General features: G+C 44.9%; 35 protein-coding genes and 1 tRNA gene. 12 read left to right on the forward strand and 24 right to left on the reverse strand.

Annotated features, from left to right (window positions below; translation table 11 throughout):
• Positions 1-19: 19 nt before the first annotated feature.
• The gene (locus LOZ80_RS14720; RefSeq protein ID WP_238172098.1) at positions 20-880 is read right to left on the reverse strand and encodes an alpha/beta hydrolase; all 861 of its coding nucleotides are present in this window, start codon (positions 878-880) and stop codon (positions 20-22) included.
• 205 nt (positions 881-1,085) lie between these two features.
• On the opposite strand from LOZ80_RS14720, the gene LOZ80_RS14725 reads away from it, so the two are divergent.
• Together LOZ80_RS14725 and LOZ80_RS14730 are read left to right on the forward strand one after the other, a co-directional pair.
• A complete protein-coding gene (locus tag LOZ80_RS14725) occupies positions 1,086-1,838 on the forward strand; it encodes an MBL fold metallo-hydrolase (protein WP_238172099.1) in 753 nt (250 codons plus the stop codon).
• A gap of 164 nt (positions 1,839-2,002) precedes the next feature.
• The gene (locus LOZ80_RS14730; RefSeq protein WP_238172100.1) at positions 2,003-3,613 is read left to right on the forward strand and encodes a sensor histidine kinase; all 1,611 of its coding nucleotides are present in this window, start codon (positions 2,003-2,005) and stop codon (positions 3,611-3,613) included.
• Here the strand turns inward: LOZ80_RS14730 and LOZ80_RS14735 are convergent.
• Complete coding sequence (locus LOZ80_RS14735) at positions 3,606-4,046, reverse strand: GNAT family N-acetyltransferase (RefSeq protein ID WP_238172101.1); 441 nt, start codon at positions 4,044-4,046, stop codon at positions 3,606-3,608. The two genes, LOZ80_RS14730 and LOZ80_RS14735, sit on opposite strands and share 8 nt — an antisense overlap.
• 77 nt (positions 4,047-4,123) lie before the next feature.
• Positions 4,124-4,582, reverse strand: a complete 459-nt coding sequence (locus LOZ80_RS14740) for a divergent PAP2 family protein (protein WP_238172102.1) — start codon at positions 4,580-4,582, stop codon at positions 4,124-4,126.
• Positions 4,583-4,724: 142 nt separating this feature from the next.
• On the opposite strand from LOZ80_RS14740, the gene LOZ80_RS14745 reads away from it, so the two are divergent.
• Entirely contained in the window at positions 4,725-5,153 is a 429-nt protein-coding gene (locus tag LOZ80_RS14745) for a CBS domain-containing protein (RefSeq protein ID WP_238172103.1), read from the forward strand.
• Here the strand turns inward: LOZ80_RS14745 and LOZ80_RS14750 are convergent.
• Genes LOZ80_RS14750 through LOZ80_RS14765 form a run of 4 tightly spaced genes read right to left on the reverse strand, consistent with a single transcriptional unit; the run spans position 5,122 to position 7,777 of the window.
• The gene (locus tag LOZ80_RS14750; RefSeq protein ID WP_238172104.1) at positions 5,122-6,333 is read right to left on the reverse strand and encodes an ArnT family glycosyltransferase; all 1,212 of its coding nucleotides are present in this window, start codon (positions 6,331-6,333) and stop codon (positions 5,122-5,124) included. The genes LOZ80_RS14745 and LOZ80_RS14750 overlap by 32 nt on opposite strands.
• A gap of 17 nt (positions 6,334-6,350) precedes the next feature.
• Entirely contained in the window at positions 6,351-6,701 is a 351-nt protein-coding gene (locus LOZ80_RS14755) for an EamA family transporter (RefSeq protein ID WP_238172105.1), read from the reverse strand.
• Positions 6,698-7,045 carry a DUF2304 domain-containing protein gene (locus LOZ80_RS14760; protein WP_238172106.1) on the reverse strand — a complete coding sequence of 116 codons (348 nt, stop codon included), beginning with the start codon at positions 7,043-7,045 and terminating at the stop codon, positions 6,698-6,700. The genes LOZ80_RS14755 and LOZ80_RS14760 overlap by 4 nt, the downstream gene beginning before the upstream one ends.
• Before the next feature lie 6 nt (positions 7,046-7,051).
• The gene (locus LOZ80_RS14765; protein WP_238172990.1) at positions 7,052-7,777 is read right to left on the reverse strand and encodes a glycosyltransferase family 2 protein; all 726 of its coding nucleotides are present in this window, start codon (positions 7,775-7,777) and stop codon (positions 7,052-7,054) included.
• 139 nt (positions 7,778-7,916) lie between these two features.
• On the opposite strand from LOZ80_RS14765, the gene LOZ80_RS14770 reads away from it, so the two are divergent.
• The 3 genes from LOZ80_RS14770 to LOZ80_RS14780 are packed head-to-tail and all read left to right on the forward strand — an operon-like array spanning position 7,917 to position 11,434.
• Entirely contained in the window at positions 7,917-9,236 is a 1,320-nt protein-coding gene (locus LOZ80_RS14770) for a spore germination protein (protein WP_238172107.1), read from the forward strand.
• A 36-nt stretch (positions 9,237-9,272) separates the two neighbouring features.
• Positions 9,273-10,349, forward strand: coding sequence for a hypothetical protein (locus tag LOZ80_RS14775; protein ID WP_238172108.1), 1,077 nt, complete (start codon positions 9,273-9,275; stop codon positions 10,347-10,349).
• A complete protein-coding gene (locus LOZ80_RS14780; RefSeq protein WP_238172109.1) occupies positions 10,346-11,434 on the forward strand; it encodes a Ger(x)C family spore germination protein in 1,089 nt (362 codons plus the stop codon). Before LOZ80_RS14775 ends, LOZ80_RS14780 begins: the two co-directional genes overlap by 4 nt.
• Here the strand turns inward: LOZ80_RS14780 and LOZ80_RS14785 are convergent.
• The 4 genes from LOZ80_RS14785 to LOZ80_RS14800 form a co-directional block, all read right to left on the reverse strand.
• Complete coding sequence (locus tag LOZ80_RS14785) at positions 11,427-11,612, reverse strand: hypothetical protein (protein WP_238172110.1); 186 nt, start codon at positions 11,610-11,612, stop codon at positions 11,427-11,429. The two genes, LOZ80_RS14780 and LOZ80_RS14785, sit on opposite strands and share 8 nt — an antisense overlap.
• Before the next feature lie 215 nt (positions 11,613-11,827).
• Complete coding sequence (locus LOZ80_RS14790; protein ID WP_238172111.1) at positions 11,828-12,406, reverse strand: hypothetical protein; 579 nt, start codon at positions 12,404-12,406, stop codon at positions 11,828-11,830.
• Between the two features lie 21 nt (positions 12,407-12,427).
• Positions 12,428-12,979 carry a superoxide dismutase family protein gene (locus LOZ80_RS14795; RefSeq protein WP_238172112.1) on the reverse strand — a complete coding sequence of 184 codons (552 nt, stop codon included), beginning with the start codon at positions 12,977-12,979 and terminating at the stop codon, positions 12,428-12,430.
• Between the two features lie 168 nt (positions 12,980-13,147).
• Positions 13,148-13,474, reverse strand: a complete 327-nt coding sequence (locus LOZ80_RS14800; RefSeq protein WP_238172113.1) for a hypothetical protein — start codon at positions 13,472-13,474, stop codon at positions 13,148-13,150.
• 270 nt (positions 13,475-13,744) lie between these two features.
• Between LOZ80_RS14800 and LOZ80_RS14805 the strand changes: the two genes are divergently transcribed.
• The 3 genes from LOZ80_RS14805 (at position 13,745) to LOZ80_RS14815 (ending at position 14,740) form a co-directional block, all read left to right on the forward strand.
• Positions 13,745-13,900 (forward strand): hypothetical protein, encoded by a 156-nt coding sequence (locus LOZ80_RS14805; protein ID WP_238172114.1) that lies wholly within the window; start codon positions 13,745-13,747, stop codon positions 13,898-13,900.
• A gap of 143 nt (positions 13,901-14,043) precedes the next feature.
• Positions 14,044-14,253: an alpha/beta-type small acid-soluble spore protein gene (locus LOZ80_RS14810; protein WP_057302991.1), complete on the forward strand. Its 210-nt coding sequence runs from the start codon at positions 14,044-14,046 to the stop codon at positions 14,251-14,253.
• Positions 14,254-14,449: 196 nt separating this feature from the next.
• The gene (locus LOZ80_RS14815; protein WP_238172115.1) at positions 14,450-14,740 is read left to right on the forward strand and encodes a hypothetical protein; all 291 of its coding nucleotides are present in this window, start codon (positions 14,450-14,452) and stop codon (positions 14,738-14,740) included.
• Between the two features lie 64 nt (positions 14,741-14,804).
• Here the strand turns inward: LOZ80_RS14815 and LOZ80_RS14820 are convergent, their stop codons facing one another.
• Entirely contained in the window at positions 14,805-14,999 is a 195-nt protein-coding gene (locus tag LOZ80_RS14820; protein ID WP_029196081.1) for a hypothetical protein, read from the reverse strand.
• Between the two features lie 360 nt (positions 15,000-15,359).
• On the opposite strand from LOZ80_RS14820, the gene LOZ80_RS14825 reads away from it, so the two are divergent.
• From LOZ80_RS14825 to LOZ80_RS14835, 3 genes are all read left to right on the forward strand, one after another.
• Positions 15,360-15,432, forward strand: a tRNA-Val gene (locus LOZ80_RS14825).
• Positions 15,433-15,580: 148 nt separating this feature from the next.
• Positions 15,581-16,636, forward strand: a complete 1,056-nt coding sequence (locus LOZ80_RS14830) for a tyrosine-type recombinase/integrase (RefSeq protein WP_238172116.1) — start codon at positions 15,581-15,583, stop codon at positions 16,634-16,636.
• A 90-nt stretch (positions 16,637-16,726) separates the two neighbouring features.
• Positions 16,727-17,119 carry a YhjD family protein gene (locus LOZ80_RS14835; RefSeq protein WP_238172117.1) on the forward strand — a complete coding sequence of 131 codons (393 nt, stop codon included), beginning with the start codon at positions 16,727-16,729 and terminating at the stop codon, positions 17,117-17,119.
• 24 nt (positions 17,120-17,143) lie between these two features.
• Here LOZ80_RS14835 and LOZ80_RS14840 read toward each other — a convergent pair whose 3' ends face one another.
• The 12 genes from LOZ80_RS14840 to LOZ80_RS14895 form a co-directional block, all read right to left on the reverse strand.
• Positions 17,144-17,566 carry a hypothetical protein gene (locus LOZ80_RS14840; RefSeq protein ID WP_238172118.1) on the reverse strand — a complete coding sequence of 141 codons (423 nt, stop codon included), beginning with the start codon at positions 17,564-17,566 and terminating at the stop codon, positions 17,144-17,146.
• 322 nt (positions 17,567-17,888) lie between these two features.
• Positions 17,889-18,500, reverse strand: coding sequence for a glycoside hydrolase family 73 protein (locus LOZ80_RS14845; protein WP_238172119.1), 612 nt, complete (start codon positions 18,498-18,500; stop codon positions 17,889-17,891).
• Positions 18,500-19,261, reverse strand: a complete 762-nt coding sequence (locus LOZ80_RS14850; protein ID WP_238172120.1) for a C1 family peptidase — start codon at positions 19,259-19,261, stop codon at positions 18,500-18,502. Before LOZ80_RS14850 ends, LOZ80_RS14845 begins: the two co-directional genes overlap by 1 nt.
• A complete protein-coding gene (locus tag LOZ80_RS14855) occupies positions 19,258-19,668 on the reverse strand; it encodes a phage holin family protein (RefSeq protein WP_238172121.1) in 411 nt (136 codons plus the stop codon). The genes LOZ80_RS14850 and LOZ80_RS14855 overlap by 4 nt, the downstream gene beginning before the upstream one ends.
• Positions 19,649-20,170: a hypothetical protein gene (locus LOZ80_RS14860; RefSeq protein WP_238172122.1), complete on the reverse strand. Its 522-nt coding sequence runs from the start codon at positions 20,168-20,170 to the stop codon at positions 19,649-19,651. The genes LOZ80_RS14855 and LOZ80_RS14860 overlap by 20 nt, the downstream gene beginning before the upstream one ends.
• Positions 20,164-20,703, reverse strand: coding sequence for a DUF4376 domain-containing protein (locus LOZ80_RS14865; protein ID WP_238172123.1), 540 nt, complete (start codon positions 20,701-20,703; stop codon positions 20,164-20,166). Before LOZ80_RS14865 ends, LOZ80_RS14860 begins: the two co-directional genes overlap by 7 nt.
• Before the next feature lie 5 nt (positions 20,704-20,708).
• Positions 20,709-21,569: a hypothetical protein gene (locus LOZ80_RS14870; protein ID WP_238172124.1), complete on the reverse strand. Its 861-nt coding sequence runs from the start codon at positions 21,567-21,569 to the stop codon at positions 20,709-20,711.
• Positions 21,569-21,973, reverse strand: coding sequence for a hypothetical protein (locus tag LOZ80_RS14875; protein WP_238172125.1), 405 nt, complete (start codon positions 21,971-21,973; stop codon positions 21,569-21,571). Before LOZ80_RS14875 ends, LOZ80_RS14870 begins: the two co-directional genes overlap by 1 nt.
• Before the next feature lie 13 nt (positions 21,974-21,986).
• Entirely contained in the window at positions 21,987-22,574 is a 588-nt protein-coding gene (locus LOZ80_RS14880) for a YmfQ family protein (protein WP_238172126.1), read from the reverse strand.
• Positions 22,574-23,620 (reverse strand): baseplate J/gp47 family protein, encoded by a 1,047-nt coding sequence (locus LOZ80_RS14885; protein WP_238172127.1) that lies wholly within the window; start codon positions 23,618-23,620, stop codon positions 22,574-22,576. The genes LOZ80_RS14880 and LOZ80_RS14885 overlap by 1 nt, the downstream gene beginning before the upstream one ends.
• Positions 23,621-24,034, reverse strand: a complete 414-nt coding sequence (locus LOZ80_RS14890) for a DUF2634 domain-containing protein (protein WP_238172128.1) — start codon at positions 24,032-24,034, stop codon at positions 23,621-23,623.
• Positions 24,035-24,373, reverse strand: coding sequence for a DUF2577 domain-containing protein (locus tag LOZ80_RS14895; RefSeq protein WP_238172129.1), 339 nt, complete (start codon positions 24,371-24,373; stop codon positions 24,035-24,037). It lies immediately after the preceding gene.
• Between the last annotated feature and the right edge of the window lie 4 nt (positions 24,374-24,377).

The raw sequence follows: 24,377 nt of genomic DNA on the forward strand, positions 1-24,377 counted from the left end.
TGGAAGAGTTGCGATGAATTTATAATTTTGATAAAAAAGCAAGAACACGCTCCGTATAGGCTTCAGGCTGCTTTTGATAGGAGCCCACATGCAGCCCTTGTTCGGTAATCCAAAGCTCAAAAACATCCGGATGCTTGCGCCACATCGCTTCGCTATTGGACCATGGTATCGCGTTATCGCTTTGACTATGGATAAATAGAATCGGTCTGGGATATATGCGATCAACTGCTGCCAAAGCATCTACACGGCGCGGTTTGATGCCAATTAGTTTGGGCAGAATCGTCAAAATCAAAGGTGTGAACGGCAGCCTGGGAAGCTTTGACCATACAGGCAAATTATCTTGCAAATAAGGATGCAGTTGACTGAAGGCACTGTCCGTAATGACACCTCGAACGGATGGTTCATCTGCTGCAGCCAACAGGGATGTCGTCCCTCCCATCGAGAAACCTAATAAGCTAATTTTACCGCCAATATGCGTCTGCACCCACTGGATAGCGCCAAGTACATCCTGCTTCTCCAAATAACCTACCGTCGTCAACCGGCCTTCCGATTGACCTGAATTCCGAAAATCAAACATCAGCACATGATATCCGGCAGCCACAATGGATTTGGCTAATGCTAAGGCAGGAACTCCTTTCTCCAATCGTGTCCCTGCATAACCATGCGACATAATAACCGTTAGCGGTTCTTGTCTATTAGCAGCATTCGATCTGAAAAACCATCCGTCCAGCCTAACGCCGCCATCCAAACTTTTGAACTGGACAACTTGTTCATCTAAACCGAATGTCTCTGGCGACTCATCTACCGGCTTGCGCTTAGGATGTGTGAGCTGCCAACCCACATAGGTCGATATACCTACAAGCACAAACCCTACCAGCATTACTACCGCCAAACTACTAAGGAACCACACCACGGGAATCATCCACACCTTTTAAATGAAATAGAAGCGAAGTCGTTAAACTGTGACATTTGCACGAAAACAAATTAATCCGATCCCCTGTGAAACAGATAATGGTTGAAATGCTGCAACCTCCCATGCTACATTAGAAAAAGATGGTTTTTGTCGAATTCTGGGAGGCGTCTGAATGAGTTTGCAAATTCAAATGTTGGGAACCGGCAGCGCGTTTGCCAAAACTCTTTATAATACAAGCGCATTAGTTCGTTCTAACAACAAAAATATACTAATCGATTGTGGTCATACAACCCCTAAATCGCTTGATGATATTCAGGTTCAACCAGATCAAATTGAGGGCATTATCATTTCACATATCCATGCTGATCATATTGGCGGATTAGAAGAAATGGCCTTTCGTCTATTATATGAATTTAACCAGAAGAAAACCAAACTTTTCATGACACCAGCAATCGCCGCAATTCTGTGGGAGAATACACTTAAAGGCGGTATGTACAACCCTTCGGATGGCTTTAATGGCATCGAAGATTATTTTGATATCGTTTTGTTGGAAGAAAGTAAGCCCACAGAAATTGTTCCGGGTTTTACGATCGAGCTCATCTCTACACTCCATATTCCTCATAAGCCTAGTTATTCTTTATTCATCAATGAGCAAACTTTCTATAGCGCGGACACCAAATTTAATGAAGATTTACTAATACACGAAGTGATAAACAAACGAAATTGCCATACGATTTTGCATGATTGCCAGTTGGGTGGGCACGGAGCGATTCATGCAACCTTAGCTGAACTGCTAACCCTGCCTGAGGAGATCCAGCAAAAAATCCATCTCATGCACTATGGGGACGAGATGGTGAACTATATGGGTAAAACGGGAAAAATGACCTTCATCAAACAGCACGATGTTCTCGTACTTCCGCAGTAAAATCCTTCTCTCGAACCTAGGGATAGCAGCCCATAGGTTCTTTTTCGTGAAAATAATTGTTTTTTTGCTAATCTTTTTACGCATCAGCAGGAATTGGTAAATAGACAGAGAACATGTCAGATGGGTGTAAAATGAGTGAATACTTACATTCAGGAGATGATGCGGTGGTTATTAATTGGATTCTTTTGGCCTATGCAGTAGTATACGTCATATATACGATGATTTTACATACAACACTTCATATACCTCTATTATTACTACTAGTTATCTTGTATGTCATCAGTCTAAGGATTCAGAAGAAGCATGTCGCCATCCCATGGCTGCGATTATTGTTCCTAGGACTCATTCACTACTTTGGACACCTAAGCCTTTGTTTGCCTCTCTACATACTAACGCTAATTCGTGACATATATGCAGAAGGCAACCGCAAAAATTCTTGGCAGCTTACGATAGCCTATATCCTTGTTTTTATTCTAAATGTTTATTTCATTAAGGGCTTCCACAATTTTCTGTGGATTTACTATCTAGAATGTACACTATATTTTACAACTGTCGCCGTCCTGACACGCGCAACCTATTCAACCATCCAGAAAAACGAGCGATTAACTAAGGAGCGTTATCTGTATGCTCAGCAGGATTCGCTGACGGGATTGTTTAATTATGAAGAAGCTCACCGAAGATTGGAACAACTCATTTCTCAGAAACAAGAGCTCGTCCTGATTCTCATTGACTGCACCGATTTAAAAGCTATGAATACCACTCGTGGTTTTCAAGCTGGCAATTTTATTTTGAAACAACTGGCAGACCTGCTTCAAATCCTGTTCAAGGAAGCTTTCTTTATTTCCAGATATGGCGGTGATGAATTTGCTGTTGTCATGCCACTCCTATCCGATCAGCTCGCATCTGAATCCTTCAAGCTCAAACTTGACTCTGAGCTTCCTAAGTTAACTGGCATTCAGATTACATACGGAATGGCTTCCTATCCACTCGAATGTATAACGAAAGATGATCTAATTTTACTTGCCGAGCATAATTTATTTATTAAGAAGCGTGAATCGTGGTTAAAGCGCGAAGAGCACATGCTGCGCTCAGATAAGCTGCGTGTCATCGGCGAACTAGCTTCAGGAATGGCTCATGAGATACGCAACCCATTGACAACGGTCAAAGGCTTCCTGCAAATCTCAAAAGCAAACGGTTACAATATTGAAAATTGGTATGGTCTCATTATGGATGAAATTGATCGAATGAGCGATTTAACGGGGGAATTCCTACAATTCTCAAAGCCTCATAGCGTTGACTTCCGAATCCATTCCTTGCATGAATGTATCCTTAAAGTCATCGCCTTAATGGAATCGGAGGCAACGCGTTTCGGACATCAAATTCACTACAAAGAATCCTTGGACCCTGTACTTCTATGGATGGACCAGGATAAGATCACCCAAGTCCTTTTAAACATCATTAAAAATGCTTGTGAAGCTATGGAAGAAAATGGCCTTGTTCGCGTAGAATTAATTCCGAATCCTGAGTTGACTACGATAATCATTCAAGATAGCGGTCCAGGAATTCCCAGTGATCAATTAGAGAAAATCTTCCATCCTTTTTATACAACGAAAGCAGAGGGCACGGGTCTTGGATTGTCGATTTGCTACAAAATCGTTCAAGATCACCGCGGTACGATTGAAGTAGAGAGTTCCCCTGGGAACGGCACGCGCTTCATCCTTACGTTCCCGCTTGCAGGGAACGATGTACAATTAGAAAAAGCCGCTTTTATTTGAGCGGCTTTTTCATTCTGACATGGAGGATGCCGGCATCATAAAACGGTTCCTCAGAAATGACTTTATACCCTAACTGACTGTAAAAGCCCTCTGCTTGACACTGCGCATCCAGGATAGATGACGCACAATTCAATTCTTGAGCCTGTTCTTCCATAGCGAGAATCAACTGTTTACCAAGGGAGCGCCCTCTATATTCCTTCAATACAGCGACTCGCTGTAATTTGGCTGTTTGCGGCTGATATTCGTACCACCGAGCTGCGGCCACTGGACGCTCTCCGTCTAGTAGCAAAAAATGATGACACGACTCCGGGGATTCATCCTTCTCATCCATTTCCAAATGAGCTGGCACTTGTTGTTCGTCAACAAACACTTTGAAACGCACATCGAAACAGCTTTTAAGTTGATCTTGTGTTGTAACGCGAATCATTTCCATGTGGACTTCTTCCTTTCTAAGAACATCCCTTGATCTTATCTCATTCCAGAAAAGTTGTCCACATGATCTTAAGCCACCTATTTCTTCTCCAAAAAATAACTCAGTGCACCAACTGCAATCCCCAAAAGTGCGCCCCCTGCAACTTCTCTAGGGAGATGACCTAATCGCTCTTTCAATGCTTTACGTCTGCGGGCATGATAAATACCGGGGTGATGCTTCGCCAAGCGTTCTACCTGTTCGTCCAAATCATTGACTTCAACCGCAATCTCCCCCGCTGCTCGTCTAATGCCCATAGCGTCGTACATGACAACGGCTCCAAATACAGAACTTACAGCAAAATCAATCGCAGATAGGCCTCTCTTCATCGCTATGTAAGTAGCTAGTGCGCTGACACCTGAAGAATGCGAACTCGGCATTCCCCCTGTTTGAATCACTTGCGACCAATCCCATTTCCCTGTCTGCACATAGGTTAATGGCATTTTCATCGCCTGTGCAGTCCCAATTCCGATCATAGCTGTCGTTAAAGCTCGATTCATTTGTCTCACCTCTTGCATAGCATCCATCACAGGTTTAGATTCTATTCGCATTTTTTGATACAATAGAGAAGTTGCTCTGCCATGCATCATACTTATCGACGAACAAAGTTTTCCCAGGGAAAACTCTAAGGAGTGTTCATAAATGAATATCGCTTTTTTCCTATTGCCCAAATCAGAAGTTATTACGACAACGCTGCAAGCTACCCTGCGCCAAACATTAGAACGGATGGAGTATCACCGTTATACGGCTGTGCCAATCCTCTCGGATCAAGGACATTATGTAGGAACCGTTACAGAGGGTGACCTGCTGTGGTTTCTCAAAAACTCCAATGGGATTGACTTCGATCACTCCCATCGACACACCTTATCTGAGGTTCCCCTTCGTGTTCAAAATAAACCCGTGCATATTCATGCGGAAATGGTTGATCTCATAGACTTGGCTAAAGTTCAAAACTTCGTCCCCGTTGTTGATGACTCGGATAAGTTCATTGGGATCGTGCGCAGAAGCGAAATCATCGATTACTGCGCCAAGCAAATGTTCAGAGCCCCTTCCACTGCTGGAGAGATGTAGACCATGCATACCGCAGCAGAAAGATGGCTTGCGTAATCGCATAAGCACTTGCCAGCATGAGAAATGGCAGCATCCCATACAGATATCGATCAACTGGAATGAACAGCATATGTATACCCAAGAACGTTAGAAATGCTGCTGCTAAATATGCTAGTTCCCACTTGCGCGAGCCAATCACGAGCATGGTTACGCTGCCAATGGCGATCAGGAAGCTATGCAGATGCGTCAGGATATTCGTGTACCAAGCAGGCACGGAAAACGGATAAGGCCCTACCCACATCGTTTTGAAAAAGACAGCCAATTTCCCTATTGTCATCCATTTGATCCAGAGAACCGGATCCGTCATCATGCCTTCCTTAATTCGCTGCACCCCCTCAGCAAATTGACGATCTTTATCGATGTGATCCCAATCAATCGTATTCTGGAAGTAAGGGTCCGTTCCGCCAAGGAACGGATTTCCCGCTTCCCCTTTGGCAATGAAGACAAAAGAATGAAAGACCAGGCCATTGCGAATCCACCATGGCAGCATCACACAGACGAACGAAGCTAGTCCGAGGAAAGCATACCGTGTTTCTACTTGTCTGGATCTTATCCAAATGAACACATAGGGAAGCAGGGCTAATGGAAGAACATTGGGTCGAATAAGCACGCAGATGCCAAGCAAAGCCCCCATCCAAACATGATCCTTCCACTTATTCTCCTGAATCATACGGACTTGGACGTAGAGCAGAGCCATAAACACCGTGAGGAATGGAACTTCGGTCAAAATAAGCGAAGTTGACCACACATAGGAAGGATATACGGCTGCAAACCCTGCCGCTATAAGCCCTGTCAACGGATGAAAGAGTCGCTTTCCGATGAGAAAAATGAAAAGAATAGCGCCAAGAGAAACAAAGCAATTCAATAGCCGGACAGCCATTAAAGCCGATTCTAACGATTCATGTCCTGTTACCTTAAATATTGCCGCCAAGATCAAAGGAAAACCGGGCGTCACCAATGCGTTAGGCACGGAATCCCGGTACGCATAGATCCCTTTTTCCAAAAGCTGAACCGCTGTTTTCGTATATTCCAATTGATCCCATTCCAGAGGTGGATACTCAGCTTCAAGTACATAATGGAGACGTACCAATAAAGCTGCGGCCATAAGCAGCAGCAACCCGAAATGAATACTACGTTTCAATGATCTTCTCTCCTGACCTATTTTGCCAATAGAAAGGCTCCCCCCACTAACAGAAGCAGGCCCATCCATTGTGACGATGTGAATGTCTCTTTTAACACTACCAAACCGAATAAAGCCCCGAAAACGTATGCGATAGACTGCAAAGGGTACACGCGGCTAAGATCAAATCGGCTAAGGGCATAAAACCAGATCAACGTAGCCACCCCATAAAGCAGGCACCCAATTAAAATATACGGCTGCATCAGAACAAGCCCGAGATCGCTTATCCCGTTCAAAGGAGTTCGATTCAGGGCTATTTTCCAGACAATTTGACCACCAACCAATAAACAAACATTCAAGAGAACAATCAGAAGCGGCGCCATTGTCATGAGTTCGATTCCTTTCCACGCAATTGTTCTTGAAGCAGTGCAACTTCTTGAATTAATCTAGTCAACTTCCGGTGGAGTTTGGAAATCACAAGTGTCAAATGCATAATAAAAGCAAGCGAAAATAACAAACCTAGCAGGAAAAGCAAGGATGGCGCGTAGTAAATATGCAGACTATGGGATATTGGGTCAAGCAGACCGGGAAACAAGCTGAGCAATGCCATCACGAATCCCAGAATGAGCCAAAGTATTGCATACTGCTCCTGCAACTTCTGCCGGCGAATCAATTCGACAGCAATGAATATAAACACCAAACAAAAGATTATAGCCAATACATATACATTCAACTAGGATCAACTCACATTACGGATTCTTGTTATGAACACGGCTAACGAAACTTTAACCATATAATAAAGTGATTTCAGCGGCGTAATGGACGATCGCCCCGCTTTCCTCGCGTGCATGAGAACAGATACTTCTTTCACCCTAAATTTCTGCCTCTCCAGTAAAACCACCGCTTCTACCTCAGGATAATCCTCCGGATAATAATTGGCGAAGAGTTCAATAATGGGCCGATTCACGGCTCTGAAACCTGATGTAGGATCCGTAAACGTCTTCCCAATCATCCACTGAATCATCCAGGTGAAAAAAAGAATGCCCACTCTTCGGTTCCATGCTGACCTATACGAGGTTTTCATCAGAAATCGCGAGCCGATACAACAATCAAGTTGACCGCTTAACAGAGGTGCGATGAGTTGTGTCAATGCTTCCGGATCATGTTGGCCATCTGCATCGATTTGAACAGCAATCTCGAAGTTATGCCTTGCCGCATAGAGATATCCTGTCTGCATGGCGCCTCCGATGCCCAAATTCACTGGGAGATCAATCACCACAGCATGCTTAGTTGCTCGCGCAACTTCTGACGTTCTGTCCTTGGACCCATCGTTAATAATGAGAATGTCCATATCAGGCTGAGCTCGCTTGATGGCATGGATAACACTTGCGATACTTTTTTCTTCATTGAAGGCTGGGATAATGGCGAGTGTTTTCATCGATAAGAAGCTCTCCCTTTTAATCATTTCCAAGCTTATCCATTTCCTCCTTTCAAGCATACCCTCATCCTTGTCGTAATAAACCACGATTTCAAAGGAGATGGATAGATCCTGATGCTAAAAGGAAGACTAAGAGGAAAACTTTTCTTGGAAAGGAAGGATATCCTTGGATCTCACCAGCCAGAATAAGCAGTGGCTACTTGATAAGTTGGGCCCTTCCGATGATTTGGAACACCGCACGATGAAGTCTCCTCATATGTCGCTTGAGCTCCTCTTTATTACGAACATTTGCGATAGCGTGGTGATCCGAGAAGAGATTATCCAACCCTTTTTCCAAATGCATAACGAAATTGATTTCGAAAATTATTTATTATCCTTTCCGGGTTGTGACAGGCCCGCTTCGAATGTTGATTCCCTCAATAAGATCATGTCCGGCTTCGTCGCTATCTTGTTCCAAGATCATATTCTGCTTTTCCAAGCCGCACAAATCAAAGCAGCCGCGTTAAGCGATGCTCAAGTTGAAGCGACCATTCAAGGCCCCCAAACAGCCTTCAGTGAGCATATCGACACGAATCTGAATCTAATCCGATTTCGTTACAAAAACAGCTCCTTACGCGTTGAATCGCGTGAAATAGGCCGTCTCTCCCGCTCCAAGCTCTGCCTTTTGTATGATGACATGAATGTTGATCATGAAGTTTTGGATCAATTAAAGAAGAAACTGGATCATATCAAAGTAGATAATCTGCAATCTGTCACTGAACTCCATCAATTACTGACAAAGCAAAAATATACACTCTTCCCTACATTCATCAATACGGAACGCCCCGATAGAGCGATTCTAAATATATCACAGGGCAAAATCATCATCATGTTGGAAGGTACGCCATTCGTCCTCATCCTGCCCGCCGTTTTTTTTGATTTCTACTCTGCGATGGATGATAATTATCAACTATCCTTAGTTGGCTATTTTCTACAATGCCTACGTTACGTCGCCTTGTTCCTTAGCCTTGTCCTGCCTGCGGCTTATGTAGCTCTTACCGCTTATAACCCAGAAATCTTCCGCGTTCAATTGGCGCTTTCCATTGCCGGCAGTCGTGCTTCAGTGCCCTATCCCGCCTATGTAGAAGTGCTGCTAATGTTGGGTCTGATGGAGCTTCTGCTGGAAGCGAGTATCCGTCTTCCGAAATCCGTTGGTTCCACAGCAACAACAGTAGGCGGACTTATCCTCGGACAAGCTGCAACATCGGCTGGATTAATTAGCAATATCATGATTATTATCGTTTCAACGGTCGCCATCTCGAACTTTGTTGTACCTGTTAATTCAATGAGCTTTGCGATGAGAATCATGAAATATCCGCTTGTGCTGCTTGCCTCCATGCTAGGAATTACGGGTCTCGTCCTTGGGCTTATCGGGATGATTTCTTACTTAACGAATTTAAGAAGCTTTGGTGTGCCTTATTTGCGTATCTTCTTCTATCGGAAATAGAGGAGACATAGCTAGCCTGAATGGGGGAATCAATCGATGTATCGTTACTTTTACTACTTAGTATTTCTGAATATGCTAGCGAACATCATTCTCTTCGCACCTCGAATTCTAATTTCGCATCGATTTGAGGGGAGCATGATGGCGGTGGTTCTCTCAATCCCGCTTGGCTTCACCCTCTTATATGTATTCGTAACATCCATCCGCAAATTTACCGGGCTAGGTTTGCCCGAAATCCTCAAAAACCATACACCGAATTGGTTTCGAATTCCGGCCTTGCTCTTTTTTATCACCATCTGGTTTTTTGCCGGGGTGATCACTTTAATTTCTTTTAGCGAAATTACCAAAAAATTCATTAACCCAGATATTTCTTCCATGATTATCGTACTTGCCTTTATCATTCTAGTCGGCTTTATTGCTCGTTTACGTTCGGAGACCGTTTTATTTAGCACAGAGATCTTGATCGTCATGAATGTCCCCTTCATTATTTGGGTGCTGTACAAAGCAGTAACCAACCCATCTATGAATTATGATGCTTGTATGGAAATCGCTACGCACATATGGAACATGCCAACCTGGGACAGCCTTGCTGCAGGAACTTACATATTCACAGGATACACGAATTTAGCCATCTTCAATCGGTTAATGGGCACTACCAAGAAAATGCCATTTCTCTGGACAATACCTATTGTTGGCAGCTGCGTGTTAGCAACCAGTTTTCTGATTCCCATAGGATTTCATGGAACAATCAACGTAAACAGCTATATGTATCCATGGATATCCACTTCAGATTCCATGCGCGTAGAATTCGGCTTAGTCGAGAGGGTCTTATTTATTTTCATTTATTTGTACACCAATATTAGCTTGGCCGGCTCTTTCATCCATTGGCATGTCTGTTTGGAATTAATTAAATCATTGATGCCACGTAAAAAAGAAAAAAGCTATTTCTCATGGGCCGTTATCGGCATTATGGGTTTGATCACTTATTTACTAAGTTACCTGTTTAACGATGAATCCTTATACAAAACTGGGGTGTTATTTCTAAATATACGGTTGGCCTCCGAAATGCTCCTAGTCTTCGTAGTCTTCATGATAGCCAGGAGGATCAAAAGATGAAAAAGCTGCTGATCATTTTACTCCTTATTTGCCTATGCTGTGGATGTGGATTCAAAGATATTGATCGTCGTTTCTTCGTTGTCGCGATAGGTATTGATAAATCCGAAAAAAAAGATATGAAATATCGACTTACCCTCAAATTAGCTGTTCCAGGCAATAATGTCGATATGGGGACTGCCAAATTCGAATTAATTTCGCAAGATGCCAATTCCATGACTGAGTGTGTTCGTCTTCTAAAATCTAAATTAGATAAAGAACTCGATTTCGGTCATGCCAAAATCGTTATTTTCGGACAATCGCTATTAAAAGAAAATATAGATGATTCTTCCGATTGGTTAAATCGCCGCAGAGACATTCAACTTGTCGCTTGGCTAGCCGCTGGCAAACCTTCTGCAGAGGCCGTCCTAAGTACAGAACTGGCACATGAAAGACTCCCTGGCGATGCCCTCCTCCTCAGTTTCGGTAAAACCGGCGTCGAGTCGGGTTATATTATTTCTGAGTATTTATTCGATTTTTACCGCAAAAAAAAAGAATGGGGACTGGACCCTATTCTTCCTGTTATCCAAGCAGCCAAAAAACACTATACAATTAATACATCCCTTGTGTTCGATAAAGAAAAATCCAAATTAGCCTTGAACATGAACGAAACAAGATCGATTAACATCATGAAGGGCAACCTCAATAAAGTCGAGATTGAAGCTCCCTTCGAGGATTTCCAGTTCTATGTATCTGTAGATGATCTTCACTCCAACTTCCGCGTTTATACACCAGCTAATCAACGGCCTTATGCCAAAATTGATGTTAAAATGCGCGGAGTTATTGAAGAATCCTATGGTCGTCTTCATGCGGAGCAGCTGCCTGCTTACGAGGAAGCAGTTGAGAAATCACATGCGGAGTTAATGGTAAAATTACTCAAAAAATTACAAGATGAAAATTTAGACCCCATGGGTTTTGGATTGGACTATCGCGCACATCATTTTGGAAAAGTGGAGGAGGAATGGCAAGCGTGGCAAGCTCTTTATCCAGAGCTTGAGTTTCAGGTGAATATCAAAATGAAACTGGAAGGTATAGGGGTCATTAAGTAATTGGGTTTTGTGCTGCCGTTTCCGGGAAATGCTCGGAGATAGCTTTATCTGCTGATTGACCTTCTAACGAAGCACAGGCGATCTCATCAATAAGCCCTTGTGCAGAAAGCCAATTATGTACACGGCTCGGTTCTATTCCTAATTGACGCATAACCATAAGAATATCGATCTCTCTCATAACACCTACCCCCCCTCCATGGTTTGTCTTATTCGCTTTGTCTCTCTTTACTTTATCGGTCAAACTCACATCTGTAAATATGGACATATTGTCGAATCACCTAAAAAATCAATCAATAATTCATAAAGAAATATTAATCTGAACGCTGGTAATTCGACAAAAAAAGACAAAAGGGCCGCCAGTTCAGCTCTTTTGTCTTTTTTATGACAAATCTTTTATTGTAATTGGCCATTGGAAGAAGCTTTAGATGAAACAAACTCACTAGCCCAATCCACCATTCCATTCATTAACGTCAAAATCAAATTAACAGCATCTTTCTCAGTTAAAGTACCATTGGATTGACTGCTGACATATTGGGATGTTTTTTGTTCTAACTTTTCGACCAAATCCTTAATCTTAAGTAATTCATTTGCCAGATCTGTGACTTGCTGTGAATTTGAACCATTTGTTTTGCCTTGGGATTGACTTTGATCTTGACCTTGAGATTGACCTGATTGACCTGATTGACTTTGTCCCTGAGGTTGCGATTGATTTGAATCTTGATTTGAATTCTGCTCTTGACCTTGACTTGCAGATTGCTGATCTTGACCCTGACCTTGACCCTGTCTTTGGCCTTGTGTCTGATCCTGATCTTGTTGACCATCTGATGCAGATGGCTGCTGTGCCTGAGTACCTTGTGAGTTTTGGGAGCCATTGATCAACATCTTCTTCACTTGCTCCAGCTCAATAAGCACCATATCATTCTGTTTCGTTAATTCATCCATTTGCAGCTTGAGATCCTGTGTTTTGATCATGTTGTCAATACCGCCCTTTCTTTATTTCACAGCACCGCAAGCAATTCGCTTACCTGAATTCCCCGAAGGATCTGTCTTCAGATCATCTGGCTTCTCGTGAATGACTAGGCTTGTACCTCCAGGCTTAAACAGTGAATTAGGCTTGTCTGCCTGGAGCACAACCGCTTTGGCAATCACGGACAACTTTCCGTTCCCCTTTTCATCCACAATCAAATTAGGCAGATCTCCTGCATGTGCTCCTTTTGGATTCAAAATACCATGTTCCTTGTGCTGCGGATTAAAATGGGCGCCTGCCGAATCGAAAGTCGGAGCTTCGCAACTTGCCTTTTCATGGATATGAAATCCATGCTCGCCTGGCGTCAATCCGCTCACTTGAAGATCAATATAAACGCCTTCCTGAACAGCACTTAACTTAGCAGTCCCCACAGATTGGCCATTTGCTCCCATCATAGAAAATTCCAAGCTGGATGGTGGCGAAGCCGCTTCATTTGAAGAAACACGCTGAACACTCTGGCAACCGGAAATTACAAACACCCCTAGACTAGCCGTCATTAATATTTTGCCTGATTTCATTTTAGCAGATCCTCCCGAGAACTTTTCTTTTTACATAATCTACCCTTAGGATGCACAACTGGCTAATTCAGTAACCATATCTATGTACAAAAATTTTCATTATTAAATCCCGTATAACAAAAAAGCCTGTAATCCACGGATTACAGACTTCCAGACCTTCGCACCTATTTACAAAATAGTCATCAGCTTCGCGATCGTTTGCAAATTTTCTAATTTTCGCTTATAAAAGTGAAACTCCACCTTCGTATGCTCGACCGCGTCCTCCATTCGCAGCACTTGCTGCTGTAAATCTTTGGTATGCGGCCAGATTTCCGCTTGTCGCTGAAGTTCATTCTTGCCTGTAACCAATCCTTCGCCAATAACCTCACATTCTTTCGCCAAAAGCCGGTGCTTCGCCCATGACAATTCAGATACTGCATCCACATATATGGCTTCTGCCTGTCTTAGTAATTCAGGAACAAGTTGTAATTCTAAAATCACATCTGACCGATTCATTTGGATTCCTCCATCCGCTTTGCAACTGAACGATTAAAACTGTTTCGCCTCATGTATATTCATAGAAAAATAAAACATGCATCCCGCCAAATCCAGGCGAAAACAAGCTGTTTTCTCACATAAACCGACTTTAGATGATAACGCTTTCTTACATAGAATGACAAACAGATTAAGATTATATTAAATCTAGTAAATCCGCCTCCAACCTACTTGTAACGTCTTTTAGACGTGTTAGAATGATACTATACGTATCAGAGGAGGTGACAATACATGAGCCAAGAGGAAGAAGTTGTATCCCAAAATGAAGAAGAAATTGCCGAAGAGTCCACCGAAGAAGTGGTGAGCGAAGACGCGGCGGAAGAAGTAGCAGAAGCCCTTGAAGAAGTTGCAGCTGCTGAAGAAAATGAAGAATCCCAAGAGGAATAATCCTTTTATTTTAAAATAAAATCCCCCTCAGCCCTCCGGGTTGGGGGTTTATTGCGTTTATAAAAAAAATTTTAAACCTGTATGCATAAATATTCTGAACATTCAAATAATACTGGTGTACCAAAAAAAAGGAGATGATATGAATGGCTAGAAACAACACTTTAGTCGTACAACAAGCAAAGGCAGCATTGGATCAACTGAAGTACGAAGTCGCTCAGGAAATTGGTGTCCCTCTCTCCCCTAATGGCTACAACGGCAATTTGGCAACACGTGATGCTGGTGCAATTGGCGGCAACATCACGAAACGGTTAGTGCAAATAGCTGAGCAACAACTTTCCAGCTTCAAACGCTAATCCTTTGATGTAGGAGCAAGCTCAAAAAAGACTGATTCACTCGATCCTCCTTAGAGTGACTTCAGTCTTTTTCTTTTTTCTTCGAAATCATCCTATCTTCCTTCAAATTCCTCACCAATTTGCCCAATCCTATTCTTTTCACGCCGCACCTCTAGTATGATGGCCTTATCCGCTATCACCAAAAGGAGTGTTACTCATGACCGAACAATATGAAATTTTTCGAGACCCTTATCGCATGCTCATTCTTTTAGCTACCCTTGTGAGTGAACAGAAAGGAGAAAAAGAGCTTCGATTTGACCATGTTCCCTACTTTGAGAATGAGACGTTTCTGATCCAGCATGAAAAGTTTGTCTACAAAAAAGTGCCCACAGAAATAACCTGGTTCCAATTTCTCGGCAGAGATATTACCAGCAACCAAGATTACTCCCGTGAGGAATACAACAAGATGTTCGTTGATTGTCTGGCTTCGCTTTATCAGATCAAATAAGCCTTATACATAACCGCAAAAAAAAGCACGTCATGATCCATCATGACGTGCTTCGCTATTTGGGTTATTTCTTTTTAACTTCTTCAACGAACACGTCACTAGCATCACGGTTGCTGCCAAGCTCAAGGATCGTATACTTCTTTTCACCGATCATAATAACATCTTCCACTTCCGGCAATGGATCACCCAGATATACCGTGCCCAAATATACATTGCTGCTTTTCAAACGTAGATTCCATCGATGTTGTTGTTTCGTCATTTCCCTGATCCTCCCAAGCTCTATTGACATCAAGTTACCATAAATCACGCCAAGATGAAAGCCCCACTATTAAAGTAGTACCTAATTATGGTACATTAATGTCATGCTCGTTAAAGAAAGGTTGTCATCGACATGACTACACAAGGCCTATCGGAAGAAGAAATGTCCCTCCTGCTTGCCAAAAATGATGTAGGCATACAAGGCACACAAACGAATTCTCCTTACTTGCCTAGGTCAAAAAAGAAACGCAAATCACAACATTTGCTGCAAAAATTATTCCATTTTTGGCAAACTTAAATGTGCCCCCTGTATTGACAATTAGTCAATTCCTTGGTATATTACTAATTGTCTTCAAAAAACGACTTGTTAGCTCAGCTGGGAGAGCACTATCTTGACAGGGTAGGGGTCAGTGGTTCGAGCCCACTACAGGTCATCCTCGTTACGAAAGCGCGCTATATCAACGTTTGACTGTTCATTGGACTAACGTTGACAATACACAGGGTAGCGGTCGACCCGTACCTTGGGTAGCGCCTAAAAATACGTCTCTTATTCGATAACAATCGATAGGAGGCGTTTTTGTTTTGTCTACAGTAACTGATCCGCGAGCCAAACGTAAAGTAAAGAACGTTAGGACTGCTCTTCTCCCCGCTTATGATCTAGATGCGATGTTTGAGCGCTTCTACCACGCCAAGAGTTCCGAAGGTTTAGCTATTAAAACGTTAAAAAGCTACCGCGATAATTATGCGTTCTTTTGCCGCTTTTTGGACATACGGAAAATATACCGCGATATCCGTAACGTCACTCCCGATGTTCTGCGCGATTATATGTCCTACATGTTGCGGGATAAGATACGTTTCGAAGAGTGCGGTAAGTTTGCGCCCGAAAGCTCTAAGACGGCCGGGCTTTCCGCAACAACGGTTAATATCCGTCTGAAGCCACTGCGCACGATGTTCCGATTTCTAAAGAGCGAGGGTATTATCGAAATCGACCCGACTGAGAACGTTAAGCGCGCTACGGAGGAAGAGAAGAAAATCGATATTATGAACGTTGAACAAATTCGCGCGCTTCTTAATGCGCCTGATCAACGGACTTATGCCGGCTTTCGTGATTTTGTATTAATGAACGTATTGATAGATACTTTTGCACGCATATCAGAAACGCTCGCGATAAAAACGTCACAGGTAGATTTTTCGTTAGGAATGATATTCTTTCCAGCGCCAAATACTAAAGGCAAGCGAGATAATTCCGTCCCTATCACGCCGAATACACAGCGGCTCATCAAAGCATTAATTAAAGAGAACGAGGATATGGATTCTGAGTATCTGTTCTTGGCAAATTACGGTGAGCCCCTTACAGACAACCACTTTCGCCATCGGTTACAGGATCACGTTAAAAAAGCTCGCTTAGATATTCGCGTGCATCCGCACCTTTTCCGACACTCTGGCGCAACAATGTTTTTAGAGAATGGCGGCGACATACGTCATCTCGCTAAGATACTGAATCATAAAGATCTGCGTATTGTTACGCGCTATACCCACCTTTCAGATTCGTCAATCAAGCGCCAGCATGATCAGTATTCACCAATGAACGATATTGTCGGAAAACTTAACCGTGAGCGAAAAATCAATAGGCTTTAACATATTCCTTCTATTATAAGAGAGTCTTGCTTCCGTTCCCTCCGCGCGTTATAATTACGAATATACGTTCGTATACGGAGGTTTTACAAAATGTCTGCAACAAACGAAGAAATGACGCTTATACGCGAATCTGTTATACTCCCGTTCTTGTTACCGATCATTGCGCGCAATATAACCGAATTGGAAAACGGTAAAGGTAAGGATGCGCTGCTTAACCGCCTCTATCTTGCGGCGACCCAAGCGCTACATGATGATATCGAGGCGGACATACGCGCGATTAAGAAAACGCTAAAAGAACAGGATATCCGCGTATGGGAGGACGACAAAAGATCCCGCGAAGTAAACGCGAGATATTATCGGTTCGTTGTTCGCGGCTACGAAGAGAACTTCGGAATTATGCGGGAGATAGCTAGAGCGGAGATTAGCACACGATTAAAGTTGTATGTACGTAAAATAGAAAAAGCGTTCAGCCAACGGAGGTAAATTCCGCTAACTGAACGCTTTATTTTATTTTACTACAGTAGCATCATTTAAAAGCCAGGATGTTACGATGCCGCCTTGTTCAACCAAAGTTCCTTTGATTGTGATTGCATCACCTTTATTCAACTTAGTAATGTCTGTTTTATCGGAGGCACTAAGTGTGAATGAAGCGTAATCCGCAGCACTACCGACATGAATGACGACGTGTCGAGCTTTATTCTCAGACTCAGCTACGAAGGCATTTTGGACCGTACCTGACCAAGTAACTTCAGTACCTTTCAGCGTACTGAAATATTCAGTTTGTTGCACACTTGTACGCTTATCGAATTCTTTTTTAAATGCGGTAAAGCCTCCGCCACTTGGCGATGTAATAGGTTGATTTTGATTACATCCTGTTAAAGCAATTATGGCAACTACTATTAGGCAAAACAATACCCCTTTAAGTCTCATTAGATGTCCATCCCTTTTCCATATGTTACCGTTATTGTATAACGTTTTGTACGCTGTGCCTAGTCCGAAAGTTACATTGAGCTTCCTGTAAACGCAAAAAAGCGCCACCCTCCGCGATTAAACGGAAGATGGCGCTCGTTGTTTACGTATTACTTTCGGAAGTCGGCCGGCATTTCAACGTCACCGATTCCGCCCTTCATGATTACGAAGAATACGAATGCTACGGAAAAAGAAGCTACGGACATAAATTTCGCGATATTTTTCATTGGATGATTTCCCCTTTATTATATGTTTTAGTTTGCGTTTATTCCTGTAAGCTGCGCTACTCCGTTGGTAATTCCGCCGCTTTACGTAATTCATTCGCGAGCCAATTTAGGTATGTTCGCTGCTTCGCGTCATCGGTCGCGTGCCAAGCCGGTGAAATCCACGTATTTATTACCGTTTGCGCAACGCCTGGGTCCAGTTTCAAGCCGCCCACCTCCTTATCGTAATCCGCGTACTGTGACGCGAGTGCTACGATCTTGCCCGCATAAAACGGATCGGTCGCGTATCCAGACGCATAGAGCGCCACCGCTTGTTCCGACGGACTCTTCGCGTTTCTTACTCGCTCATAGCGTGCAGTCCCGAATAGCAAGTCCTGATCGCGGAAGCAATCCTCGACGGAATCATACGCGCGCCAATTCGCAGTGACGTTATCGTAGCGAACGCCATCATAAACTTCCCACGTTTTCGTACTTACGCTGCGACCGCGCCAATATGCGTTAGTCTGACCGCCGCCAACTTTGAAGCCTACGAGGTTATTCCACGCGTTGATTGCGCCGCCAGTTTCGAGCAAAGCCTGCGCGATACGGATTGACGGAAATATCGGCGATCCTTCAGCGCGAAGTTTGGTTGCGACTGGCGCGATTATACCGATGAATTCTGCGCGGTTCATTACGCCACCCTCCCCGTCCACATGTCGCTAATCATGCGGCCAACGTAGGCCATCGGTAGATAAAAGTAACCACCGTCGCCCCAATCCGCGCCCCATGAATTGCGGCAAATAATGTATTCAATTCCGTTAATTTGCGTATATCCCATCGCCAGGACCGCGTGACCGCCTAGCGCATATTCCTTCGTGCGATCCGGGATTGGGACGATGCCCGTCCGCGCTACCTCCAAACTCTCAAAACTTTCGTAGATTTCGATGCCGATAACGACCGGATATCCTTCCGCGAGCGACTCTTTTAGTTGCTGCGGATTGTTAGCATTAAGCCTGCGGTACGATGCGATTTTGTGACAGGCTGCGGCTTCTTCCGCTTCGGCTGAAGGTGTATTTCTAAACGTAGATTCAACGTAGGGGAACTCGCCTTCCCCGGCACAACCGCGTTGCTGAAGGATCTTAAAGCCATCGCGAAGAAACGCGCCAGAATCGTAATCGACTGTGCCTTCGAGATTGCGTTCGTGCCAGTAAAGGTACAAGCGCGAATACTCGAAATGCAATCCGGATTGGTATCCGAAGTTTTTATCGAGGTATGACAGGAACGCACAAATTGCGTTAGCCGTACACGAACCTAGCGCGCCTTGCTCGAATATGGCCGCCGCGTCTCTCGGACGTAAATCGACGGACTCCGGAAGGACCGCCGCTCTACTTACGAATAAGAGATCGCGCGAATCTTCTGGATCACGTTTTAACGCATACCTACGCGTTGTCATTTCGAGTCGCCTCCGCTGCCCGTCCGATTTTTAAGCACCGCGATCGCATTCGTGATGACTGGCGGCAGCGGCAAGCCGAGTCGGCCGTAGTTTTCCGTAATCGACAGTAGTTCGTTCGCGAGGAATGCGTAAATAGCGCCAGTCATAATGAGATCCGTTCCGACGACAACGTCAAGTCTATGCGCGAGTAAGATCGCAAGTAACGCGAGGATTTTACGGAAGAGGCCCCAGTAGCCGACCTCGGATTTCAAACCGGTCCCTTCGCGAATGGATGCGGCGACCCCCGTTACGTAATCGATCGCCATCGCTAGTAAGAAAAAGCCGAGCAAATCCGTCCACCCCCCATATGCATAGCTGATAAACGCACCGAATAGGCCGGCTGCCGTGTTAAATAACGTTTGCTTCATTAATAGATCGCTCCTCTGCGGCACCAACCGCTTTAATTAAATAAGGTGACAGCCATAAGTCCGCTGGACTGACGTCACCTGTCGTTTGGTTAACGATGTTAAGGCCCGTTTCCGCTAACGTTGCGGCTACGATTTCCTCTGAGCAGATAAAGCGCCGCTTATCGTCATAGAACACGTTTATACCGAATTTTAGGCGCAAAAAAAGCGCGGCAATTTCGCCCCACCCGTAGCCTGCGCCCTCAGTCGCCAATATTCGTTTAAGTATCGCGCGCCTTGTTTCTAGCGGAAGGTCGAGCCGCTTAATATCATAGTCCGAAAGTTCCGAAAGGTCCGCTAATCCTGCCGTCCTATTCGCGTTTGCTTCAAAGATAACATTGCCGTCAATATAGTAAGCAACGTGTGAGTACGGTGATTTCGTAACCCAACGAACTAGCCATCCGAATAAGGACGGTCGTTTCCGTTTCTTAACGAAAATCACATCGCAAGCTTCGAATTTCACCATACAATCGCGTCTATTTCTTCCGTTGATTGGGCAGCTAGTACAGCGGCTTTGAGCGTCCAGAAGTGTCCGATTAATGCGTTCTTATGCGCAAGTCCATCCGCGAATACCGTCTTAAATTGCGCGACCGTATGGGATTCCGGAAGGCCAGACGCTTTCCAAACGATAGCTCCCGTTACAATGCCGGCCGTGATCGCGTTGAGCATACCGCCGAGATTAATCTGAGCATCATAGTCGAAATCGTACGTGTGTGGTGAGCCAAGCGCGTTTGACGTGAAGCCTGCGAGAATGGCGGCGTTACAGGCAACGTTGAGTTCCGCGAGTTTTGCGTCTTGCGGAGACACTGCGGAAGGTGAGTTTACCTCAATAACTTGACCATCCACCCACCTCAATAGGGTGTTTTGTTTTTGATTTCTGATTACCGCAGGAAGCTCGTCTACTAGAATGAATTTAAGTTTAAATGTCTCTGTTTCTTCCTGTGTCGTTTCCTTGTAACCCCTGATTAGATTGTCATCCGTTAAAAATAAAACGTACATCAATATCACCCCACTACATCATATTTCAGTTTAATATTTTGAACTTGTCCGCCTGCATTACCAGTACCAGACCAAGCGTATACATAAATCGGCATTTTTTCGATGATCCTTACATTCTTTGAAACCACTACGAACGAAGCGGAACTGCTAGGCGTATAGTTGAGACCCCCAGGAACAGAGTTAAGAATAGTCCCAATTGGTAAAGACCAATCTAGTGATCCACTCGCGCTCAATTCCAAATTTGACCCTATTCCTTGAAAAACACCTAAAATAATATTCCCCCCTGATGGTGCTTTCACTTCTGCTTCTACTACCAAGTCACCTTTACCTTTTGGTACTAGCTTCGCAATCAACGTTGCTTGTGTACTCGATGCCGGTACCAATGTCTGTAACGGCAAATAGCTTTCTTGAGCCGTATTACTTGCGCCAATCGCATAGTTTCCTGAAATACCCGAAATACTGGAGTAAATCTGAGCCAATCTAGCAAATATAGTGGATGTTCCCGCTGCATCAGTATTAGCACCAATCCGCGTATTTGTCGAACTGATATTAGTATTCGCTGTATTGACGTTCGTGTTTACCGTTCCTATCGTAGTGTTGGCCGAACTAGCGTTAGTGTTAACCGTTCCAAGAACGGAATTTAACTGAGCCAATCGTGCCATGACTGAACCCGTCCCGCTTGCTGCATCGCCCGTTAATCCGAGCAATGTTTCGAGCGTGTCCGTATATCCTTCGACCTGGTCCACGTATGCTGCGATTTGCGCAAGCCTCGCGAATAATGTATTTGTCCCTGAAGCATCCGCATTTGTGCCGATTCTACTTTTAACGTCAACTATTTGAGATAAAGTTACCGGATCAATCGTCATTAAGACACCGCCTTTGTAATCGTTGAAATATTGCCGCTGCCATCGTATGATATCGTACTCGTGACTGTCTCGCCGCCTGCCACTTCCGCTACGGTAGACAAGCGGTCGCTTCCGTCATAAGTCATTGACGTGGTTTTAATAACGGTTGTTCCGTCTTTCTCTTCAATCTTCGTTAACTTTCCGGACGTGTATGTCATTACGGTTGTTCGCGTATCTTTATCGAGCCATGCCGCTTTGTTCTTGACGACGTCCGCATTACTCGCGCCTATATTCTTCGTAGCTGTCTGAACGAATGTAGACACTCCCGATTCAATTGCGTCAATTAACGCTTGCTGATTTACGAGTGTAACAGCGTCCGAAGCTACCGGCCTCGGTAATCCGAGTTTTGGCGTAGTTGTTGCCATCCGTTCCCCTCCGTTATGTTAATGATTCGAATTGTGCCCACGTATAGTTGTTCGCCGACAGCGTCCCCCAGGTAAACGCGTGAGCATCAAGCGCGCTCCATGTCATATACGTAAACGCGAAGTTTATCGCTAAATGCGCCGGCACAATCTCGCGTAACGCCGCTTGAATATCCGCCAAATTTGCCGGTACGCCGTGATTGCTTATAAACGTGATGCTCACCGTATAATGCGCGTTGTCCTCTGTTACTCTGACTTCGCCGTTATCGTAAGCCTCCGCTACATTCTTGATCATCGCAGCATTAACCGTACCAACTCCGCGCAACTTCGATTTGATAACGGAACGCCGCTGTTCGATCGGTTTAAGACCGTCCGTAGGCAAGCCGCAAATACGTTCCCAATTCGCGAGCCCCCACGTTGCCGTATCGACGTAGAACTGCGCGAGAACATCCGCGACATTAGCGTTCAATGATGCAACTTCCGCGCCCTCAACGTTTAACAGGTTTCCAACGATGCGCGATCCTTCGTAGTAATTCGGAAGATAGCCGCTCATTGACTGGCGGATCTCACCGTATAGGCGCAGCGGATTTAATGGCGCTACCATTACGTCACCGTCCCTGCAATCGCAACGCTACCATCCGCGACTGTAATATTCGATGTTCCGCCATTTACCGTTAAGCTTGAGTAATCGATGACCGCATCGACGCCGAGAACGATATTCGCAATCTGCGTATAGCGCACGGTGGAATCCACGAAAGCCAACGATGCCAAGTACGCTGTAAGTGCTGCCGCTATTTGCGCGCGTGCCTCGGCGAGTGTTGAACCGCTTTTTAACGTATAAGTACCGACTACGTTAATCGCGACCTCTGTTGCGCCGACGACGGTAGCAGTTGCGCCGATCGGTTGCTGTGACGCGATATACGTAGTAGCTTCGGTCACTTTCCCCGTCGTCGGAGCCCGTTTATTTCCGTCGAGTAGCACGACTTTGACCGTCCCGGCTCCGGCCCATATCGGATACACCTTCGCGTCAGATATTCCGCTCACTTCTAGCGCCCATTTTCGGTATTGATTCGCGTTGCCGGACGTTGCTGGCTTGCGGACGTCTTCCAGAAAGCGCGCTAAGAGTTCCGCGTCTGTTTCTTCGTTGACACCGCCGGCAAATGAGGCGCTGTTCGTTACCGAAGCGACACCACTCAAATTACCGAATACTAACGCAATAGCACCGGCCGCCACGTTACCGGAAATTCCGCCAACCTGCGCTTCAGCCGCAACCGTAACGGAACCCGACGCGATAGTGCCGGCAGCCTTAGTCACGAATAGAATAGGACTGTTTCCGCCAGTTGAGAGCACCGTACCCGCTGCAATAACTGTTCCGTCGGTCCCTCCGAATCTGACGGAGCCGGCAGCCTTAACCGCGAGTTTACGATAGATTCCGCGCGTACTCGTTTCCATATCGAGGTATGGTCCGTATGTCGTATCGGCAAATCCGAATTTCAGCACGTTATCTAACTCCATATATGCGCGTGCCATTTCGATAGCTGCCGGCGAAAGTAAATCGAACGTCGCCGAGCCTTCGCGCAAATCAAGCGTTTGGTCGCTCGCGCCTAGCATACGTTGTAGGACGGCGGCTTTCGTCTGAGTTTCGTACATTTATAGCGTCACCTCCTGCGTGGCCGATCCGTAGATGGAGTCGACCGTGAATGAAATGTAAAGTCCGTCAATTGAGCGGTTGATACCGAAGCTATGAACGGACTTAATTCGCGCATCATATATCAGAGCGTCCGTAATAACTCGCGGAATCTCAGCGTTAAGTAGCGCCTGTGGAACGTCTTGGCCGACGATATCTTCGAGCTCACATCCGTATTGATTCGTGTACGCTTGGAATCGATAACGCGCCGTCAATATCGCTTTTCGTACAAACTGTTTTATCGCGTCAATCCCGTCAATTCTAGCGGATGATACTTCCTCGCCGTCGAAATCGATCGCGTACGTTTTGGACGGCAAAATAACCGTCGCCACTTCGGTAGCGCGGTCGGTTACAGGCTTTAGCGGACTAAGTGCCATTTATAGGACCACCGCCTTATCCAGAACTACGTATGATTGGCCGCCGTTCATGCTTACGACAATGACGCGATCACCGGCCTCAAGCGGTGATTTAACGGTCATCTCTGCTACAGAACCGCCGTTTATCGTTACCTGGCGCGTGTGTTCTGTTAGATGCTCCGCGATAACGATATCGCCTGCGTCAAGTGTAAGCGCCATATTATCGATCTTAATCGCAATTGCAGGAAGCGCCACTGTTACTGTAGCGAGTTCGATCCGGTCATAATCGTTACGGCCGATCTCTCTTATCGCTTGGACAAGGCGGCTGATTCCCGTTCCTTGAAGCGTGTCATTTTCCATACGT

This window comes from Paenibacillus sp. HWE-109, from assembly GCF_022163125.1.
In the GTDB taxonomy this organism is placed as follows: Bacteria; Bacillota; Bacilli; order Paenibacillales; family NBRC-103111; genus Paenibacillus_E.

Excerpts from the sequence above, each read along its gene's own strand:
- LOZ80_RS14720 (WP_238172098.1), bottom strand. The coding sequence starts at position 880 with ATGCTGGTAGGGTTTGTGCTTGTAGGTATATCGACCTATGTGGGTTGG.
- LOZ80_RS14725 (WP_238172099.1), top strand. The coding sequence starts at position 1,086 with ATGAGTTTGCAAATTCAAATGTTGGGAACCGGCAGCGCGTTTGCCAAA.
- LOZ80_RS14735 (WP_238172101.1), bottom strand. The coding sequence starts at position 4,046 with ATGGAAATGATTCGCGTTACAACACAAGATCAACTTAAAAGCTGTTTC.
- LOZ80_RS14740 (WP_238172102.1), bottom strand. The coding sequence starts at position 4,582 with ATGAATCGAGCTTTAACGACAGCTATGATCGGAATTGGGACTGCACAG.
- LOZ80_RS14745 (WP_238172103.1), top strand. The coding sequence starts at position 4,725 with ATGAATATCGCTTTTTTCCTATTGCCCAAATCAGAAGTTATTACGACA.
- LOZ80_RS14755 (WP_238172105.1), bottom strand. The coding sequence starts at position 6,701 with ATGACAATGGCGCCGCTTCTGATTGTTCTCTTGAATGTTTGTTTATTG.
- LOZ80_RS14765 (WP_238172990.1), bottom strand. The coding sequence starts at position 7,777 with ATGATTAAAAGGGAGAGCTTCTTATCGATGAAAACACTCGCCATTATC.
- LOZ80_RS14775 (WP_238172108.1), top strand. The coding sequence starts at position 9,273 with ATGTATCGTTACTTTTACTACTTAGTATTTCTGAATATGCTAGCGAAC.
- LOZ80_RS14780 (WP_238172109.1), top strand. The coding sequence starts at position 10,346 with ATGAAAAAGCTGCTGATCATTTTACTCCTTATTTGCCTATGCTGTGGA.
- LOZ80_RS14785 (WP_238172110.1), bottom strand. The coding sequence starts at position 11,612 with ATGAGAGAGATCGATATTCTTATGGTTATGCGTCAATTAGGAATAGAA.
- LOZ80_RS14790 (WP_238172111.1), bottom strand. The coding sequence starts at position 12,406 with ATGATCAAAACACAGGATCTCAAGCTGCAAATGGATGAATTAACGAAA.
- LOZ80_RS14795 (WP_238172112.1), bottom strand. The coding sequence starts at position 12,979 with ATGAAATCAGGCAAAATATTAATGACGGCTAGTCTAGGGGTGTTTGTA.
- LOZ80_RS14800 (WP_238172113.1), bottom strand. The coding sequence starts at position 13,474 with ATGAATCGGTCAGATGTGATTTTAGAATTACAACTTGTTCCTGAATTA.
- LOZ80_RS14805 (WP_238172114.1), top strand. The coding sequence starts at position 13,745 with ATGAGCCAAGAGGAAGAAGTTGTATCCCAAAATGAAGAAGAAATTGCC.
- LOZ80_RS14810 (WP_057302991.1), top strand. The coding sequence starts at position 14,044 with ATGGCTAGAAACAACACTTTAGTCGTACAACAAGCAAAGGCAGCATTG.
- LOZ80_RS14815 (WP_238172115.1), top strand. The coding sequence starts at position 14,450 with ATGACCGAACAATATGAAATTTTTCGAGACCCTTATCGCATGCTCATT.
- LOZ80_RS14820 (WP_029196081.1), bottom strand. The coding sequence starts at position 14,999 with ATGACGAAACAACAACATCGATGGAATCTACGTTTGAAAAGCAGCAAT.
- LOZ80_RS14835 (WP_238172117.1), top strand. The coding sequence starts at position 16,727 with ATGTCTGCAACAAACGAAGAAATGACGCTTATACGCGAATCTGTTATA.
- LOZ80_RS14840 (WP_238172118.1), bottom strand. The coding sequence starts at position 17,566 with ATGAGACTTAAAGGGGTATTGTTTTGCCTAATAGTAGTTGCCATAATT.
- LOZ80_RS14845 (WP_238172119.1), bottom strand. The coding sequence starts at position 18,500 with ATGAACCGCGCAGAATTCATCGGTATAATCGCGCCAGTCGCAACCAAA.
- LOZ80_RS14850 (WP_238172120.1), bottom strand. The coding sequence starts at position 19,261 with ATGACAACGCGTAGGTATGCGTTAAAACGTGATCCAGAAGATTCGCGC.
- LOZ80_RS14855 (WP_238172121.1), bottom strand. The coding sequence starts at position 19,668 with ATGAAGCAAACGTTATTTAACACGGCAGCCGGCCTATTCGGTGCGTTT.
- LOZ80_RS14860 (WP_238172122.1), bottom strand. The coding sequence starts at position 20,170 with ATGGTGAAATTCGAAGCTTGCGATGTGATTTTCGTTAAGAAACGGAAA.
- LOZ80_RS14865 (WP_238172123.1), bottom strand. The coding sequence starts at position 20,703 with ATGTACGTTTTATTTTTAACGGATGACAATCTAATCAGGGGTTACAAG.
- LOZ80_RS14870 (WP_238172124.1), bottom strand. The coding sequence starts at position 21,569 with ATGACGATTGATCCGGTAACTTTATCTCAAATAGTTGACGTTAAAAGT.
- LOZ80_RS14875 (WP_238172125.1), bottom strand. The coding sequence starts at position 21,973 with ATGGCAACAACTACGCCAAAACTCGGATTACCGAGGCCGGTAGCTTCG.
- LOZ80_RS14880 (WP_238172126.1), bottom strand. The coding sequence starts at position 22,574 with ATGGTAGCGCCATTAAATCCGCTGCGCCTATACGGTGAGATCCGCCAG.
- LOZ80_RS14885 (WP_238172127.1), bottom strand. The coding sequence starts at position 23,620 with ATGTACGAAACTCAGACGAAAGCCGCCGTCCTACAACGTATGCTAGGC.
- LOZ80_RS14890 (WP_238172128.1), bottom strand. The coding sequence starts at position 24,034 with ATGGCACTTAGTCCGCTAAAGCCTGTAACCGACCGCGCTACCGAAGTG.
- LOZ80_RS14895 (WP_238172129.1), bottom strand. The coding sequence starts at position 24,373 with ATGGAAAATGACACGCTTCAAGGAACGGGAATCAGCCGCCTTGTCCAA.